The sequence below is a fragment of the Pseudomonas sp. H26/SER47-MNA-CIBAN-0231 genome (genome assembly GCF_040310465.1).
GTDB lineage: Bacteria > Pseudomonadota > Gammaproteobacteria > Pseudomonadales > Pseudomonadaceae > Aquipseudomonas > Aquipseudomonas atacamensis.
In genome coordinates this window covers 104,281-121,855 of the sequence record NZ_JBEOPW010000013.1, presented here as the reverse complement: position 1 = coordinate 121,855, position 17,575 = coordinate 104,281, and the positions used below count along the sequence as shown (strand labels likewise).

General features: G+C 60.1%; 15 protein-coding genes. 10 read left to right on the top strand and 5 right to left on the bottom strand.

Going from position 1 to position 17,575, the window contains the following annotated elements; translation table 11 throughout:
- Positions 1–29 precede the first annotated feature (29 nt).
- The 5 genes from AAEZ10_RS19320 to AAEZ10_RS19300 all read left to right on the top strand — a co-directional run bounded on the left by AAEZ10_RS19320 (position 30) and on the right by AAEZ10_RS19300 (position 5,606).
- Positions 30–1,625 carry an ABC transporter substrate-binding protein gene (locus tag AAEZ10_RS19320; protein WP_073473823.1) on the top strand — a complete coding sequence of 532 codons (1,596 nt, stop codon included), beginning with the start codon at positions 30–32 and terminating at the stop codon, positions 1,623–1,625.
- A gap of 73 nt (positions 1,626–1,698) precedes the next feature.
- The gene (locus AAEZ10_RS19315) at positions 1,699–2,709 is read left to right on the top strand and encodes an ABC transporter permease subunit (RefSeq protein WP_016771720.1); all 1,011 of its coding nucleotides are present in this window, start codon (positions 1,699–1,701) and stop codon (positions 2,707–2,709) included.
- A gap of 11 nt (positions 2,710–2,720) precedes the next feature.
- Positions 2,721–3,647, top strand: a complete 927-nt coding sequence (locus tag AAEZ10_RS19310; RefSeq protein ID WP_016771721.1) for an ABC transporter permease subunit — start codon at positions 2,721–2,723, stop codon at positions 3,645–3,647.
- Positions 3,648–3,657: 10 nt separating this feature from the next.
- Entirely contained in the window at positions 3,658–4,626 is a 969-nt protein-coding gene (locus tag AAEZ10_RS19305; protein ID WP_016771722.1) for an ABC transporter ATP-binding protein, read from the top strand.
- The gene (locus AAEZ10_RS19300) at positions 4,626–5,606 is read left to right on the top strand and encodes a peptide ABC transporter ATP-binding protein (protein ID WP_016771723.1); all 981 of its coding nucleotides are present in this window, start codon (positions 4,626–4,628) and stop codon (positions 5,604–5,606) included. Before AAEZ10_RS19305 ends, AAEZ10_RS19300 begins: the two co-directional genes overlap by 1 nt.
- A 207-nt stretch (positions 5,607–5,813) precedes the next feature.
- Here AAEZ10_RS19300 and AAEZ10_RS19290 read toward each other — a convergent pair whose 3' ends face one another.
- The 3 genes from AAEZ10_RS19290 to AAEZ10_RS19280 all read right to left on the bottom strand — a co-directional run bounded on the left by AAEZ10_RS19290 (position 5,814) and on the right by AAEZ10_RS19280 (position 10,003).
- Entirely contained in the window at positions 5,814–6,077 is a 264-nt protein-coding gene (locus AAEZ10_RS19290; protein ID WP_339100552.1) for a hypothetical protein, read from the bottom strand.
- Positions 6,078–6,236: 159 nt separating this feature from the next.
- Positions 6,237–7,418, bottom strand: coding sequence for an MFS transporter (locus AAEZ10_RS19285; protein ID WP_479685216.1), 1,182 nt, complete (start codon positions 7,416–7,418; stop codon positions 6,237–6,239).
- A gap of 1,001 nt (positions 7,419–8,419) precedes the next feature.
- Complete coding sequence (locus AAEZ10_RS19280) at positions 8,420–10,003, bottom strand: peptide chain release factor 3 (RefSeq protein ID WP_016771727.1); 1,584 nt, start codon at positions 10,001–10,003, stop codon at positions 8,420–8,422.
- Between the two features lie 450 nt (positions 10,004–10,453).
- Between AAEZ10_RS19280 and AAEZ10_RS19275 the strand changes: the two genes are divergently transcribed.
- The 5 genes from AAEZ10_RS19275 to AAEZ10_RS19255 all read left to right on the top strand — a co-directional run bounded on the left by AAEZ10_RS19275 (position 10,454) and on the right by AAEZ10_RS19255 (position 15,680).
- Positions 10,454–11,143, top strand: a complete 690-nt coding sequence (locus AAEZ10_RS19275) for an ABC transporter permease (RefSeq protein WP_166554532.1) — start codon at positions 10,454–10,456, stop codon at positions 11,141–11,143.
- A gap of 20 nt (positions 11,144–11,163) precedes the next feature.
- Entirely contained in the window at positions 11,164–12,057 is an 894-nt protein-coding gene (locus AAEZ10_RS19270; protein WP_016771730.1) for a glycine betaine ABC transporter substrate-binding protein, read from the top strand.
- Positions 12,058–12,070: 13 nt separating this feature from the next.
- Positions 12,071–12,724, top strand: a complete 654-nt coding sequence (locus AAEZ10_RS19265; RefSeq protein WP_039759484.1) for an ABC transporter permease — start codon at positions 12,071–12,073, stop codon at positions 12,722–12,724.
- The gene (locus tag AAEZ10_RS19260) at positions 12,721–13,878 is read left to right on the top strand and encodes an osmoprotectant ABC transporter ATP-binding protein OsmV (protein WP_016771732.1); all 1,158 of its coding nucleotides are present in this window, start codon (positions 12,721–12,723) and stop codon (positions 13,876–13,878) included. Before AAEZ10_RS19265 ends, AAEZ10_RS19260 begins: the two co-directional genes overlap by 4 nt.
- Positions 13,879–14,516: 638 nt before the next feature.
- Positions 14,517–15,680, top strand: coding sequence for a type III PLP-dependent enzyme (locus AAEZ10_RS19255; protein ID WP_016771733.1), 1,164 nt, complete (start codon positions 14,517–14,519; stop codon positions 15,678–15,680).
- A gap of 294 nt (positions 15,681–15,974) precedes the next feature.
- On the opposite strand, the gene AAEZ10_RS19250 is transcribed toward AAEZ10_RS19255, so the two are convergent.
- Both AAEZ10_RS19250 and AAEZ10_RS19245 read right to left on the bottom strand, forming a co-directional pair.
- Positions 15,975–16,730 (bottom strand): tetratricopeptide repeat protein, encoded by a 756-nt coding sequence (locus AAEZ10_RS19250; RefSeq protein ID WP_350570528.1) that lies wholly within the window; start codon positions 16,728–16,730, stop codon positions 15,975–15,977.
- Positions 16,727–17,407 carry a Fe2+-dependent dioxygenase gene (locus AAEZ10_RS19245; protein ID WP_024011586.1) on the bottom strand — a complete coding sequence of 227 codons (681 nt, stop codon included), beginning with the start codon at positions 17,405–17,407 and terminating at the stop codon, positions 16,727–16,729. Before AAEZ10_RS19245 ends, AAEZ10_RS19250 begins: the two co-directional genes overlap by 4 nt.
- Positions 17,408–17,575 lie beyond the last annotated feature (168 nt).

Below are 17,575 nucleotides of genomic sequence, written 5' to 3'. Positions count from 1 at the left end.
TGTCTTCAACCGATTGCAGAGGGTTATCGATGAAAATGCTTCCCCTACGTGCGGCCATCGCGGCTGCGTTGCTGAGTGTCGCTGTCGGCGCCTCGGCCAAACCCTTGGTGGTCTGCACCGAAGCCAGCCCGGAAGGCTTCGATATGGTCCAGTACACAACTGCAGTCACGGCGGACGCTGTGGCCGAAACCATCTTCAATCGCCTGGCCGATTTCAAGCCCGGCACCACCGAAGTGATCCCGGCGCTCGCCGAGTCTTGGGACATCAGCGAAGACGGCCTGACCTACACGTTCCACCTGCGCAAAGGCGTCAAGTTTCACACCACCGAATATTTCAAGCCGACCCGCGACATGAACGCCGACGACGTGGTCTGGAGCTTCCAGCGTCAGCTGGACCCGAATCACCCGTGGCACAAACTGTCGAGCGTGGGCTTCCCGTACTTTGAGAGCATGGGCTTCAAGGAACTGCTCAAAAGCGTAGAAAAAGTCGACGACAACACAGTCAAGTTCACCCTGACCCGTCGCGAAGCGCCGTTCCTGGCCGACATCGCCATGGCGTTCTCGTCGATCTACCCGGCCGAGTACGCCGACCAGTTGCTCAAGGCCAACAAGACTGGCGACCTGAACAACAAGCCGATCGGCACCGGCCCGTTCATCTTCCAGCGCTACGCCAAGGATGCCCAGGTGCGCTTCAAGGCCAACCCGGATTACTTCCGTGGCAAGCCACCGGCCGACGCGTTGATCCTGGCGATCGCCACCGACAACAACGTGCGCCTGCAAAAGCTCAAGGCCAACGAGTGCCAGATCGCGCTGTATCCGAAACCGGATGACATCCCGAGCATCAAGAAAGACAGCAAGCTGAAAGTCGACGAGCTGGACGCGATGACCGTTTCGTACATCGCCATGAACACCCAGCACAAGTACATGAGCGACGTACGCGTGCGCAAAGCCATCGACATCGCGTTCGACAAGGAAGCCTACGTCAACGCACTGTTCGGCAAGGGCAACGCGTCGGTGGCGGTCAACCCGTACCCGCCGACCCTGCTCGGCTACAACCATGACCTGAAGAACCCGCCACGCGACCTCGACAAGGCGCGCGCGCTGCTCAAGGAAGCCGGGGTTCCGGAAGGCACCACCTTCACCCTGTTCACCCGCAACGGCGGCGGTCCGACCAACCCCAACCCGATGCTCGGTGCGCAGATGATGCAGGCTGACCTGGCTAAAGTCGGGATCAAGATCGACATCCGCGTGATGGAATGGGGCGAAATGCTCAAGCGCGCCAAGGCCGGCGAGCACGACATGGTTTCGGCCGGATGGGCGGGCGACAACGGCGACCCGGATAACTTCCTGACGCCTATGCTCAGTTGCGAGGCCGCCAAGAACGGCGAAAACTACGCACGCTGGTGCAACGAGAAATTCCAGGCACTGCTGGATGAAGCGCGGGCTAAAGTAGATCCGGCCGAACGCGCCGCGCTCTACGAACAGGCTCAAGTGCTGTTTAATCAGGACCAGCCATGGATCAGCATGGCCCATACTCGGATGTTCACTGCAATGCGCAACAATGTAGAGGGCTACCACATCAGCCCTCTCACCACTAATAACTTCGCCACCACCCAGGTGAAGTAGATAAGAAACGCCCGGTGCTCCTGACCTATGGAACACCGGGCACGCCTAACCGGCTGATGAGGTACCACACAAGATGTTTAGTTTTATTGCCCGCCGACTGGGGTTGTTGATCCCCACGTTTTTCGGCATCACCTTGCTGACTTTCGCGTTGATTCGCATGATTCCGGGCGACCCCGTGGAAGTGATGATGGGCGAACGTCGGGTCGACCCCGAAATGCACGCTCAGGCAATGGAACGCCTGGGGCTGAACAAGCCGCTGTATGCCCAGTATCTGGACTACATCGGCAAACTGGCTCAAGGCGATCTCGGTGAGTCGTTGCGTACCCGTGAAAGCGTGTGGACCGAGTTCACCTCTCTTTTCCCGGCGACCCTGGAACTGTCCATGGCCGCCCTGCTGTTCGCTGGCATCCTCGGGCTTCTGGCCGGGGTGATCGCGGCACTCAAACGAGGATCGCTGTTCGACCACGGGGTGATGGGCATCTCGCTCGCGGGCTATTCGATGCCGATCTTCTGGTGGGGCCTGATCCTGATCATGTTCTTCTCGGTGAGCCTGGGCTGGACTCCGGTGTCCGGGCGCATCGACCTGCTGTATGACATCGAGCCGAAAACCGGCTTCATGCTGATCGACACGCTGCTGGCCGATGACGTCGGCGCGTTCTTCGACGCCCTGCATCACCTGATCCTGCCGGCGATCGTGCTCGGCACCATTCCGCTGGCGGTAATCGCGCGGATGACCCGTTCGTCGATGCTCGAAGTGCTGCGCGAAGACTACATCCGCACCGCCAAGGCCAAAGGCCTGTCGCCGTCGCGCGTGGTGTTCGTGCACGGTCTGCGCAATGCGCTGATTCCGGTGCTGACCGTGGTCGGCCTGCAGGTCGGCACGCTGCTGGCCGGTGCGGTCCTGACCGAAACCATCTTCTCCTGGCCCGGCATCGGTAAATGGCTGATCGAAGCCATCGGCGCCCGGGACTATCCGGTGGTGCAAAACGGCATCCTGTTAATCGCCTGCCTGGTGATTCTGGTCAACTTCGTGGTGGACATCCTCTACGGCTTTGCCAACCCACGCATCCGTCATCAGCGCTGAGGTCAATACCCATGAGCACTCCAACATCCTCAGTAGCCACCGCCACGTCCGCCGTGGATCAAAGCCTGCTGTACCCGTCGCCGTACAAAGAATTCTGGCAAGCGTTCTCGAAGAACAAGGGCGCCGTTGCCGGCCTGCTGTTCATGCTGCTGATCATTTTCTGCGCGATCTTCGCGCCGTGGGTCGCGCCGCATAACCCGAGCGAGCAATACCGTGACTTCCTGCTGACGCCGCCGGCGTGGCTCGAAGGCGGGCAGATGCAGTTCCTGCTCGGCACCGACGAACTCGGCCGTGACCTGCTGTCGCGTCTGATCCAGGGTTCGCGCCTGTCGCTGCTGATCGGCTTGTCGTCGGTGGTGATGTCGTTGATTCCGGGGATCCTGCTGGGTCTGTTCGCCGGTTTCTTCCCGAAAGTGGTCGGCCCGACCATCATGCGTCTGATGGACATCATGCTCGCCCTGCCATCGCTGCTGCTGGCCGTGGCGATCGTCGCCATCCTCGGCCCTGGCCTGATCAACACCGTGATCGCGATTGCCGTGGTTTCCCTGCCGTCCTACGTGCGTCTGACCCGTGCTGCCGTCATGGGCGAACTGAACCGCGACTACGTCACCGCCGCGCGTCTGGCCGGTGCCGGTCTGCCGCGCCTGATGTTCATCACCGTGCTGCCCAACTGCATGGCGCCGCTGATCGTGCAGGCAACCCTGAGCTTTTCTTCGGCGATTCTCGATGCCGCTGCACTGGGCTTCCTCGGCCTCGGCGTACAACCGCCAACCCCTGAGTGGGGCACCATGCTGGCCTCGGCCCGCGACTACATCGAACGCGCCTGGTGGGTGGTAAGTCTGCCTGGTCTGACCATTTTGCTCAGCGTGCTGGCAATCAACTTGATGGGCGACGGCCTGCGCGATGCGCTGGACCCGAAACTCAAGAACGCCGCCTGAGGAGATTCAAATGTCACTGCTAGAAATCAAGAATCTCAACGTCCGCTTCGGCGACAAGACCGCGACCCCGGTGGTCGACGGCCTAGACCTCAAGGTCGACAAGGGCGAAGTACTGGCCATCGTTGGCGAGTCGGGTTCGGGTAAATCCGTGACCATGATGGCGCTGATGGGCCTGATCGAGCATCCCGGCATCGTCACCGCCGACTCGCTCAGCTTCGACGGCAAGGACATGCTCAAGCTGAGCAATCGTCAGCGTCGGCAGATCGTCGGCAAAGACCTGTCGATGGTCTTCCAGGACCCGATGACCGCGCTGAACCCGAGCTACACCGTCGGTTTCCAGATCGAGGAAGTGCTGCGCCTGCACCTGAAAATGTCCGGCAAGCAAGCGCGCAAGCGTGCCATCGAACTGCTGGAAAAAGTCGAAATTCCCGGCGCCGCCAGCCGTATGGACGCCTACCCGCATCAACTGTCGGGCGGTATGAGCCAGCGTGTCGCGATCGCCATGGCGATTGCCGGCGAGCCGAAACTGTTGATCGCCGACGAACCGACCACCGCGCTGGACGTGACGATTCAGGCGCAGATCATGGATCTGCTGCTGGCGTTGCAGAAAGAGCAGAACATGGGCCTGGTGCTGATCACTCACGACCTCGCGGTCGTGGCGGAAACCGCCCAGCGCGTCTGCGTGATGTATGCCGGCCAGGCGGTTGAAGTCGGTCAGGTGCCGCAACTGTTCGACATCCCGGCGCACCCGTACAGCGAAGCGCTGCTCAAGGCGATTCCCGAGCACAGCCTCGGCGCCTCACGCCTGTCGACCTTGCCGGGCATCGTCCCGGGCCGCTACGACCGTCCGCAGGGTTGCCTGCTGTCGCCGCGCTGCCCGTACGTGCAGGACAACTGCCGCACCCAGCGTCCGGGCCTTGATCCGAAAGCCAACAGCCTCGCCCGCTGCTTCTACCCGCTGAACCAGGAGGTGGCGTAATGGCCGTCGTACTTACCGCCCGCGACCTGACCCGTCACTACGAAGTCTCCCGTGGCCTGTTCAAGGGCCACGCCACCGTGCGCGCGCTCAACGGCGTGTCTTTCGAACTGGAAGCCGGCAAGACCCTTGCCGTGGTAGGCGAATCCGGCTGCGGCAAATCCACTCTCGCCCGCGCCCTGACGCTGATCGAAGAGCCGTCGTCGGGCTCGCTGCAGATCGCCGGTCAGGAAGTTGCCGGCGCTGACAAGGCCGAGCGCAAGCAACTGCGCAAAGACGTACAGATGGTGTTTCAGAGCCCGTACGCGTCGTTGAACCCACGGCAGAAAATCGGTGATCAACTGGCCGAGCCGCTGCTGATCAACACCAAGCTGTCGGCCACCGAGCGTCGCGAGAAAGTCCAGGCGATGATGAAGCAGGTCGGCTTGCGCCCTGAGCATTACCAGCGCTATCCGCACATGTTCTCCGGCGGTCAGCGCCAGCGTATCGCTCTGGCGCGGGCAATGATGTTGCAACCGAAAGTGCTGGTGGCGGACGAACCGACTTCGGCGCTGGACGTGTCGATTCAGGCCCAGGTGCTGAACCTGTTCATGGATTTGCAGCAGGAGTTCAACACCGCCTACGTGTTTATCTCGCACAACCTGGCGGTGGTGCAGCACGTGGCCGATGACGTGATGGTGATGTACCTCGGCCGCCCGGTAGAACTGGGACCGAAAAACGACATCTACGAGCGCCCGCTGCATCCGTACACCCAAGCGCTGCTGTCGGCGACCCCGACGATTCACCCGGACCCGAACAAGCCGAAAATCAAGATCGTCGGCGAACTGCCCAACCCGCTGAACCCGCCACCGGGCTGTGCTTTCCACAAACGCTGCCCGTACGCCACCGAGCGTTGCACCACGGAAGAGCCGTTGTTGCGTGAACTGGATAATCGGCAGGTGGCTTGCCACTACGCCGAGCAATTCCTCGACGGCGCGGCGTAGGCCCACGAAATATCTCATGTGGGAGCGAGCCTGCTCGCGAATGCGGTGTAACAGTCACCAACATTGTCGACTGAAATGACGCTTTCGCGAGCAGGCTCGCTCCCACAGGGAGTTCGTGTTGATTCAAGAATTCATGCGATAACAAAACCCCTTCCACCTCGATTGCGCATCAGTCGAGGCCCAAGGGGTTTTTCTTTGCCCGGCGATCTACGTCTGGCTATCGCCTTCGTCATCCGGGTCATCGGTATCCGGATCGTCCGTGGTCGAGTCGTCGTCATCGGCGCTGCCACCCTGATTCATATCCCCCGGCTCCGACTCGGACTTGGCCAGCATCAGCCCGCTATGCCCGACCTGCCCATTGAACGCCTGAGATTCGTGATCCTCGCACTCGGCCCAAGCCGTTGCGGTGCCGAGGGACAGCATCACCATCACTTTCAACAACATCAAAAACCGTAGCAATCTGCTTTTCATGGCCGACTCCATCCTGTTGCGCTAAGACATGCTTGCCGGACTGGCTCCGTGTGAAATCTAGTTGCGATCCGACCGGCTCACCACTTAGGACGCGACCGCGCAGGCAGAAATGCCATCGATCGCCAGATTGCTTTCGAATAACCCCGATAACCGAATCAGCTAAGCGCCGCGCGTGGCCTGCCAGGTCAGTGGAATGGAGATCAACACCAGCAGCGCACTCATCACCCAGACGCTGTGCCCGCCAAACTCGCCATAGAGCTGCCCACTGAGCACCGGGGACAACAGCGCGCTGGCACTCCAGCTCATGAAGAACAAGCCGAAGTACTGACCGCTCTTGCCGCTCTGGGCAAACTGCATCGCCAGTACATTCAACGGCGGCATGAACAAGGCCTCGCCCAGCGTCCAGATCAGTGTCGACAGACAGACAAAAGCCAAGCCGGAACCGAACGGCAACATGCCCAATCCGCAGGCCAACAGCACACTGCCGACGATCATTTGCCAACGCGAGCCCCAACGCTCGACCGAGTGCGACAGCGGGATTTGCAAAGCGATCACCAACAGCGCATTGAGCCCGAACTGCCAACCGATCGCTTCGGTGCTCAGGTGGTAGTAATCACGCAGATAATTGCCAAGCGTGCTGTACACCGTGTCGAACGCGATGCCGAGCACGGCCGTCGCCGCCAGCAGCCAGAGGAACGGCTTGTCGCGATACGGCAGGCTTGAGCCATCGGTCGATTCGTCTTCAACCACCAGCACCGGCCGCCACCACGTCGTGCGCACGAACCACAGCAACGCCAGCATCGTCATCGCCGCACTGGCAAAAAATACCCAACGAAAATCCGCCTGCGCCAACACCCCACCGGCCACCCCGGCAGCGGCCATGCCCAGATTACGCGCGACCCGGCTCAGAGCCTGCGCACGCGAGCGTTGCGCGACCTCGCAATACTCCATGATCAGGCGCTGATGCAACGTCCGAATCGCGCCGTCGATGACACCGCTGAGCAACAACAAACCGGCCAGCCACGGCACCTGCGTCACCAGCCCCAACAGCATCAGCACCCACACCGAAACGAAAAACAGCGCCGCCGTCAGCCGCGCCGTGCGCACATGATCACTGAGCCAGCCACCGAGCATCGAACCGACCAGCAGCCCGGCGCCATAGGCCGAAAGCAACCAGCCCACGGTTTCAATCGCCAGGCCCAGCTCCTGACGCAGGTACAGCGCCATGAACAGCTTGACCATGGCGCTGAGGCGGTTGATGAACAACAGAGCCGCGAGGACCCAGGCCATGGGGGTGAAATAGCCTTTAAGAAGCAGCAGGGGATTCAGCCGACTTGTCACTCCATTGACCTCTTCGAACGACTTGCAGGGACTGGAACACTACCGGTCAACATGGCGGTTGTCGCATACCAGCACATCCAAAACACGGGAAAAAGGAACCGCCCTACAACACGCTGTAGGAAATGTCGCAGGCTGAGAACTTTTGACCTTGCTTTTCAGGCTCGCAGTCTTCAACGACCGAATTGGATTGAGTGCATCAAACAGAAAATCGTCGGCTCGCAGATTGCCTTCGCGAGCAGGCTCGCTCCCACAATTTGACCGCGTACCTCCTCAGAAACAGGCCGGCTGTCAGGCCGCCTTCGCGAGCAGGCTCACTCCTACAATTTGACCGCGTACCTCCTCAGAAACAGGCCGGCAGTCAGGCCGCTTTCGCGAGCAGGCTAGCTCCTACAATTTGACCGCGCACCTATTCAGAAACAGGCCGGCTGTCAGGCCGCTTTCGCGAGCAAGCTCGCTCCCACAATTGGATTGGGGACGACCTCAAGAAACAGGTCGGCTGTCAGGCCGCCATCGCGAGCAGGCTCGCTCCCACAGAAAAGCAAAGCAGCGCAGCTGCCCGCGGCGAAGCCGCCCCACTCAACAATGAGCGCAAGCTCGAGTGCTCTTGATCTTGATCCACCGGCGACGTCGGAAGGCTGAGTGGAGGGATTGATTCGGGGGTGGGAGCGTAGCGACCGTTCGACGCAGTCGAACACAGCGGAAGGAGGTGCAGCGAAGCAAACCGTAGCCGCTGCGCCCGGATCGATCCCGGAGCGAAGGAACCCGAGCCTGCGAGGGCCGAACGTAGGAGCAAGCGTTTTTTGCTTACTTTTTTAGGCGCTTGTAAAAAAGTAAGTCGCCGTAAGGGCGAAACCGCCAGCCGCAGCACCCGCAGCAAAGGATATTCAACCAAAACCCCAACAGCCTGGTCGGCCCAACGGCCGCCAAGAGCAAAACCGGCAGCCCATAAAAAAGCCCCCAAGGCCTACACCTCAGGGGCTTTCAGAAAAACACCTCAAACCTTAATGATGCTCACGCGTCGCGCGGAATTTCACATCCGGCCAGCGCTCTTCCATCAACGCCAGATTCACCCGCGTCGGCGCCAGGTAAGTCAGGTGACCACCGCCATCCAGCGCGAGGTTCTCCACCGCCTTGTTGGAGAATTCCTCAAGCTTCTTCTTGTCGTCACACTCGATCCAGCGCGCCGAATACACGGTGATCGGCTCATACGAGCACTCGACCTTGTATTCCTCTTTCAAACGGCTGGCGACCACATCGAACTGCAGCACACCGACAGCGCCGAGAATGATGTCGTTGCTGCGCTCGGGGAAGAACACCTGCGTCGCGCCCTCTTCCGCCAACTGCTGCAAGCCCTGACGCAACTGCTTGGATTTCAGCGGATCACGCAGACGCACGCGACGGAACAGTTCCGGGGCGAAGTGCGGAATACCGGTGAAACCGAGGACTTCGCCTTCGCTGAAGGTGTCGCCAATCTGGATCGTGCCGTGGTTGTGCAGACCGATGATGTCGCCAGCGTAGGCTTCTTCGAGCTGTTCACGCTCGGAGGAGAAGAACGTCAGGGCGTCGCCGATGCGCACGTCCTTGCCGGTACGCACGTGGCGCATCTTCATGCCTTTTTCGTACTTGCCGGAGCAGATACGCATGAAGGCGATGCGGTCGCGGTGTTTCGGGTCCATGTTCGCCTGGATCTTGAAGATGAAGCCCGAGAACTTCTCTTCCACCGGCTCGACAGTGCGCTCGTTGGCCACACGGGCCAGCGGACGCGGCGCCCAATCGACGACAGCATCGAGCACATGGTCGACACCGAAGTTGCCCAGCGCGGTACCGAAGAACACCGGGGTCAACTGGCCGTCGAGGAATTCCTGCTGGTTGAATTCGTGGCAGGCGCCCTGCACCAGTTCCAGCTGTTCGATGAAGCGCTCGTACTCATCGCCCAGGTGCGCGCGCGCCTCGTCAGAGTCGAGTTTCTCGATGATCTTGGTTTCGGTGCGCTCGTGACCGTGACCGGCGGTGTAGACGATGATGTAGTCGTCGGCCAGGTGATACACGCCCTTGAAATCGCGGTAGCAACCGATCGGCCAGGTGATCGGCGCCGCCTTGATTTTCAGAACGGCTTCGATCTCGTCGAGCAGTTCGATCGGGTCGCGAATGTCACGGTCGAGCTTGTTGATGAAGCTGACGATCGGCGTGTCACGCAGACGGCAGACGTCCATCAGCGCAATGGTCCGTGGCTCTACACCCTTACCGCCGTCGAGCACCATCAAGGCCGAGTCCACCGCTGTCAGGGTGCGGTAGGTGTCTTCGGAGAAGTCTTCGTGACCCGGGGTGTCGAGCAGGTTGATCATGTGTTCGCGATAGGGGAACTGCATGACCGACGTGGTAATGGAAATACCCCGCTGCTTCTCCATCTCCATCCAGTCGGATGTCGCATGGCGATCGGATTTACGGGATTTCACCGTACCGGCCACTGCAATCGCCTTGCCCATCAACAGGAGCTTTTCGGTGATCGTGGTTTTACCGGCATCGGGGTGGGAAATAATGGCGAAAGTGCGGCGTTTCGCGACTTCGGCGGCCTGTTGGGTCATGGGAAATCGCCTGGCGGTGATTCAAAAAAGGGCGGCGAGTATAGCTTAAAAAGTGATCGCCAAACCACCGTCCCTCGGCCGCGCAAAACCCCGTAGGAGCTGCCGAAGGCTGCGATCTTTTGATCTTGTTTTCAGCAGCAAAGTCAAAAGATCGCAGCCTTCGGCAGCTCCAACAGGGTGGCCAAATAGTGTCTAACGTGGGAACCTTTTAAAGCACGGAGACGTCCATCCCCTGTTACGAACTTTCGTCAGGGGCTGAAAAATCAGCAAGTTAGCCTGACGAGGCTGCGCTCATGGCTCGCTTTCAGACCGCTTTGCCGGCTCTGAAAAACGGCTACTTTTCGCGAACGACGCTCCCGGCAGCCAAGGCTTGGCATGCCACACGGGACTGCGCTCGCCGACTACAAAAAAAGGAGTCCGCCTGTGGCTATCCGCTATGGCAAAGGGCTGATGGGAGGTGCGGTGGTGATCGCGCTCCTGGCCCTGCTGGTCCACTGGATCGGCATCAACACGATCGAACACTACCGCGACGATTTGTTGTTTTACCTGCAAGCTCATCTGATTCTCGTCCTCGCTTCCATGCTGGCCGCCCTCGTCGTGGGCATCCCCGCCGGTATCTTCCTCAGCCGCCCGAGCATGGTCGGCCGCGCCGAACGCTTCATGCAGATCTTCAATATCGGCAACACCGTGCCACCGCTGGCCGTGCTCGCGATTGCACTGGGCATCCTCGGCATCGGCAGTGGCCCGGCAATCTTCGCCCTGTTCCTCGCCTCGCTGTTGCCGATCGTGCGCAACACCTATGAAGGCCTGAAAAATGTGCAGGGCTCGCTGAAAGAAGCCGCAGTCGGCATCGGCATGACCCCGCGCCAAGTGCTGTGGAAAGTCGAATTGCCCAACGCCGTGCCGATCATCGTCGGTGGCGTGCGGGTCGCACTGGCAATCAACGTCGGCACCGCGCCGCTGGCGTTCCTGATCGGCGCCAACAGCCTCGGCAGCCTGATCTTCCCCGGCATCGCCCTGAACAATCAGCCGCAACTGCTGCTCGGCGCTGCGTGCACCGCGCTGTTGGCGCTGCTGCTCGATGGCGTGGTCACCCTCGCCAGCCGTCTCTGGCTGGAACGCGGTCTGCGCCCGTCTTAAGGCTTTGCGAAGGAATATTTATGAAACGACTTAGCTTGATCTTAGGCTGCGTCCTGCTGTTCGCAGGAATCGCGCAAGCCGCTGAAAAACCGGTCATCCGCCTCGGCGCCCGGGTTTTCACCGAGCAGACCCTGCTCGCCGAAATCACCGCGCAATACCTGCGCAGCAAAGGCTACGACGCGCAGATCACCGGCGGCCTGGGCAGCAACCTTGCCCGCAGCGCCCACGAAAGCGGCCAGTTGGACCTGCTCTGGGAATACACCGGCGTGTCGCTGGTGGCCTATAACCATGTCACCGAGAAACTCGACAGCGCGCAGTCCTACGCCCGGGTCAAAGAACTCGACGCGAAAAAAGGCCTGGTCTGGCTGACGCCTTCGAAGTTCAGCAACACCTACGCCCTCGCTTTGCCGAAAAAAGTCGCCGAGCAATACCCGCAGATCGGCAATATCAGCCAGCTCAACGAAGTGCTGCGCGCCGAGGCCAAGACCAACCACCTGGTGGCCCTGGATACCGAGTTCGCCAACCGCTCTGACGGTCTCGACGGCATGGTCAAACTCTACGACATGAACCTGACCCGCAAGAACATCCGCCAGATGGATGCCGGCCTGGTCTACACCGCGCTACGCAACGGTCAGGTGTTTGCCGGTCTGGTCTACACCACCGATGGCCGCCTCAATGCCTTCGGCCTGAAATTGCTGGAAGACGACAAGCATTACTTCCCCGACTACACCGCCGCTCCCGTGGTGCGTCAGGCCACGCTGGACGCCAACCCGAAACTGGCCGAGCAACTCAAGCCGCTCGCCGAACTGTTCGACGACGAAACCATGCGCCAGCTCAACGCGCGGGTCGACGTCGACCACGAGAGCCCATCGTCCGTTGCCGCCGATTTCCTGCGCCAGCACCCACTGAATTAAGAGAGGAGAAGTCATGGAATTTCTGAACGCCTTTTCCCATCTCGACTGGCAGCAGGTAATGCACCTGACCTGGCAGCACATCACCCTGGTCGGCATCGCCGTGACCCTGGCGATCGTCATCGGCGTGCCGCTGGGCATCCTGATGACGCGTTTTCCCACCCTCGCCGGGCCGCTGCAAGCCAGCGCCACGGTGCTGCTGACCGTGCCGTCGATTGCCCTGTTCGGTCTGCTGCTGCCGTTCTACTCCAAGTTCGGCCAAGGCCTGGGGCCGCTGCCGGCAATCACCGCCGTGTTCCTTTATTCGCTGCTGCCGATCATGCGCAACACCTACCTCGCCCTCACCGGCGTCGAGCCGGGCATCCGCGAAGCCGCGCGCGGCATCGGCATGACCTTCGGCCAGCGCCTGCGCATGGTTGAGCTGCCGATCGCGGTGCCGGTGATTCTTGCCGGCGTGCGCACCGCCGTGGTGATGAACATCGGCGTGATGACCATCGCCGCGACCATCGGCGCCGGCGGCCTCGGTGTATTGATCCTCGCCTCCATCAGCCGCAGTGACATGTCGATGCTTATCGTCGGCGCGCTGCTGGTCAGTCTTCTGGCGATTTTCGCCGACCTGTTTCTCCAATGGCTGCAACGCTCGTTGACTCCAAAAGGACTCCTGAAATGATCGAACTTCAAAACCTCAGCAAAACTTTCCAAAGCAACGGCAAAGATGTCAAAGCCGTGGACTCGGTAAGCCTGACCGTCAATGAAGGCGAGATCTGCGTGTTCCTCGGGCCATCGGGTTGCGGCAAAAGCACCACGCTGAAAATGATCAATCGCCTGATCAAACCGACCTCGGGCAAGATCCTCATCAACGGCGAAGACACCACCGATCTCGACGAAGTAACCCTGCGCCGCAACATCGGCTACGTGATTCAGCAGATCGGTCTGTTCCCGAACATGACCATCGAAGAGAACATCGTCGTGGTGCCGAAACTGCTCGGCTGGGACAAACAGAAATGCCACGACCGCGCCCGCGAACTGATGAGCATGATCAAGCTCGAGCCCAAGCAGTATCTGCATCGCTACCCGCGTGAATTGTCCGGTGGTCAGCAACAGCGTATCGGCGTGATTCGTGCGCTTGCGGCTGACGCCCCGCTCCTGTTGATGGACGAGCCGTTTGGCGCGGTCGACCCGATCAACCGCGAGATGATCCAGAACGAATTCTTCGAGATGCAGCGCGCGCTGAACAAGACCGTGATCATGGTCAGCCACGACATCGACGAAGCGATCAAGCTGGGCGACAAGATCGCCATTTTCCGCGCCGGCAAGCTGCTGCAGATCGACCATCCGGACACCCTGCTGGCGCATCCGGCGGATGATTTCGTCAGCAACTTCGTCGGCCAGGACAGCACGCTCAAACGCCTGCTGTTGGTGAAAGCCGAAGACGCGGCTGACAACGCGCCGTCGGTCAGCCCGGAAACACCAGTGGCCGATGCGCTGGAGTTGATGGACGAACATGACCGTCGCTACGTGGTGGTCACCTGCGCCGAGAACAAGGCACTGGGTTACGTGCGCCGTCGCGACCTGCACCGCCAGACCGGCACCTGCGCGCAATTCCTTCGTGAGTTCAACGCCACCGCAGCGTACGACGAGCACCTGCGCATCCTGCTGTCGCGCATGTACGAGTTCAACCGCGCCTGGCTGCCGGTGATGGATGCCGAACGGGTATTCCTCGGCGAGGTGACGCAGGAGTCGATCGCGGCTTACCTGAGCTCGGGACGTTCGCGGGGGATGAAGACCAGTATCGTCTCGCCGGCTGAAACCGTCGTCGCCTAAAAATACAGGCCCTGTGGGAGCGAGCTTGCTCGCGAAAGCGAAATATCAGTCGATAACGATGTCGACTGTGAAAATGCCTTCGCGAGCAAGCTCGCTCCCACAGGATCCGAATGATTTTTTCTTCACTCATCAGGCGGAAAAGAATCTCAACATATGATATTCAGAGAGCGCCTGAAAAACTCCGTCCCAAACAGCCAAAATCCCCCTCCCACCCATCTATCGCCGCCAACGTCGCCGATGTTGCCGCTATCGCACTTACCCGCGATCTAGCGGACAAAAGCCGCGAACGTGCAGGTATTTTTAACACTCGAAAATTCGCCGGGAACATCTGCCCGTCATCTCGGTCGGGTAGAAGGAGTGATGAACGCGACGCACGTCAGAAGCGTGCAAAAACGCGACATTTTTAGTTGATCTCGCGCCCCTCACGCCCTAAAGTTCGCGCCGAACGTCCATGCTGGAAACGATCCATCCGGCTCAAGTACTGACGACGAGACAGCGAGGCCAAGGGACAGCTGCACATCCCCAGGCCTTTTTGCTTTCGGCGGCAATGCCTTGGGAAGTAGGCGAACCAAAGTGGGGATACGGAGGGCGTTCATGCACCCATTGTTTTTACGAGTTTGCCCATAGGAGCACCCAGCATGTCGATCCAGGTCGAAGACTATTTCGCGCGCGCTACATTCGACAAAATGAAGGCGTTCGCCGACAAACAGGAAACCCCGTTCGTGGTGATCGACACCGCGATGATCGCCCAGGCCTACGATGACCTGCGCGCCGGTTTCGAATTCGCCAAGGTCTACTACGCGGTCAAGGCCAACCCGGCCGTCGAGATCATCGACCTGCTCAAAGACAAGGGTTCGAGCTTCGACATTGCCTCGATCTACGAGCTGGACAAAGTCATGGATCGCGGTGTCAGCCCGGACCGTATCAGCTACGGCAACACCATCAAGAAATCCAAGGACATCCGCTACTTCTACGAGAAGGGCGTGCGTCTGTTCTCCACCGACTCCGAAGCCGACCTGCGCAACATCGCCAAGGCTGCACCGGGTTCGAAAGTCTATGTGCGCATCCTCACTGAAGGCTCGACCACCGCTGACTGGCCACTGTCGCGCAAGTTCGGCTGCCAGACCGACATGGCCATGGACCTGCTGATCCTCGCCCGCGACCTGGGTCTGGTGCCGTATGGCATCTCGTTCCACGTCGGCTCGCAACAGCGCGACATCAGCGTCTGGGACGCGGCGATCGCCAAGGTCAAAGTGATCTTCGAACGCCTGAAAGAAGAAGACGGCATTCACCTGAAGCTGATCAACATGGGCGGCGGCTTCCCGGCCAACTACATCACCCGCACCAACAGCCTGGAAACCTACGCCGAAGAGATCATCCGCTTCCTGAAAGAAGACTTCGGTGACGACCTGCCGGAAATCATTCTGGAGCCAGGCCGTTCGCTGATTGCCAACGCCGGTATTCTGGTCAGCGAAGTGGTACTGGTTGCGCGCAAGTCGCGCACTGCCGTCGAGCGCTGGGTGTACACCGATGTGGGCAAGTTCTCCGGCCTGATCGAAACCATGGACGAAGCGATCAAGTTCCCGATCTGGACCGAGAAGAAAGGCGAGATGGAAGAAGTCGTGATCGCCGGCCCGACCTGCGACAGCGCCGACATCATGTACGAGAACTACAAGTATGGCCTGCCGCTGAACCTGGCGATTGGTGATCGTCTGTACTGGTTGTCGACCGGTGCGTATACCACCAGTTACAGCGCGGTCGAGTTCAATGGCTTCCCGCCGCTGAAGTCGTTTTACGTTTAAGGAGCAGCTGCAAGTTTCGAGCTGCAAGCTGCAAGAGAAAAGCCCACGAATTTGTGGGCTTTTTTGTGGGTGTTCGGCTGGGGAGGTTTTTTGTACTAGATACCATAGCCCCTCACCCCAGCCCTCTCCCGAGGGAGAGGGAGCCGACCGAGTGGTCTTCCGTCCGACATCGACCTGAACCACCTTGGCGATTATGGATTCGGCAAAACCATTGCAGGTCGGCGTACCTCCCAAGCATCCCTCGGTCGGTTCCCTCTCCCCCTGGGAGAGGGCTAGGGTGAGGGCTCGGCGGTTTCAGCCGCGCTGCAACTCTGCATACCGAGCGGCATACCGACTAGCCATCGCCTGAATTCGCAAGCCTGTCGCATCAGCCAGCGTCTGGCTCGCCACCCGCAGAAAATTCAGATTGCCGGCGGCCAAGGCTTTCTCAAGCCAATCGACCGCTTCATCAACCTGCCCCTCAGCCGCCAACACCGCCGCATAACTGAACTGCCCGCGAAAATCCCCAGCCTCGGCCGAACGCTGATACCACTCGCGTGCAGCAATTGGATCCGCCTGACACACCTGCCCTTCCTCCAGATAACGCCCCAGCAGATTCATCGATTTCGCATGGCCCAACTCAGCCGCGCGCCGATACAACGCCAGCGCTTGCTGATGATCAACCGTCACCCCGCGCCCGGTCGCCAGCAAGTTGGCCAGGTTGTACATCGCCCAATCAAGACCTGACTCGGCAGCGATTCGATAATGCTGCGCCGCCACCGAGGCATCCGCCGCACATCCCCAACCATGCTCATGACAACGCCCGAGCATGTTGCGCGCCATCAGATGCCCGCGACCGGCGGCGATGCCGAACCAGCGCAATGCAAGCGGTTGATCCTGCGCGATGCCCTGACCGTCCAGCAGGATCTGCCCAAGCAACGCCTGCGCTTCAACCTCGCCCTCGCCCGCCGCCAGCAAAATCGCCTGCGCAGCGCGGGCCGGGCTTTCTTCAAGCATCGCCGCCAACCCGGCCGCATCGAGAACTTCCTCGCGGCGCAACTGGAAACTCATACCTCGACCCAACGCCGCAGCAAGTTGTGATAAGTGCCGGTGAGGCGGATCAGCGAAGGGTGATCGGGAACGTCCTGGGTCAGCTGCTGAATCGCCCCGTCCATTTCAAACAGCAATGCGCGCTGGCTGTCTTCGCGCACCAGGCTTTGCGTCCAGAAAAACGAGGCATAACGCGCACCACGTGTAACCGCGTTGACCTTGTGCAAACTGGTGCCCGGATACAACACCATGTCGCCGGCCGGCAGCTTCACTCGCTGGGTGCCGTAGGTGTCCTGGATCTCCAGTTCGCCGCCGTCGTAATCTTCCGGCTCGCTGAAGAACAGCGTCGCCGACAGATCGGTGCGCACCCGCTCGATGCTGCCCTTGGGCTGGCGCACGGCGTTGTCGATGTGAAAATCAAAACTGCCGCCGGCCGTGTAGCAGTTCACTAGCGGCGGGAAGACCTTGTGCGGCAGTGCGGCAGACATGAACAGCGGATTTTTCCACAGCCGCTCAAGCATCGCCGCGCCGATTTCCTTCGCCAGCGGGTGGCCTTCGGGCAATTGCAGATTGTGCTTGGCCTTGGCCGACTGGAAGCCAGCGGTGATCTTGCCGTCGGCCCAATCCGCTTGCTCTAGGGCCTGGCGGATGCGCTGCACTTCGTCTTTTGCGAACAGCCCGGGAATGTGCAGCAGCATGGCAATGTCACCTGATGGCAAGAAGGCGGCAATGGTATTGATTCTTATTGACCGTGTAAAACCCCCAAGACGGATGAACAAGCAGAAACCGTAAGGGCAAATTGTAAAGAATGTAAATTCAATGCGAATAACAATGTTTCGCAATTGATACGAATACCTGTTTACCCT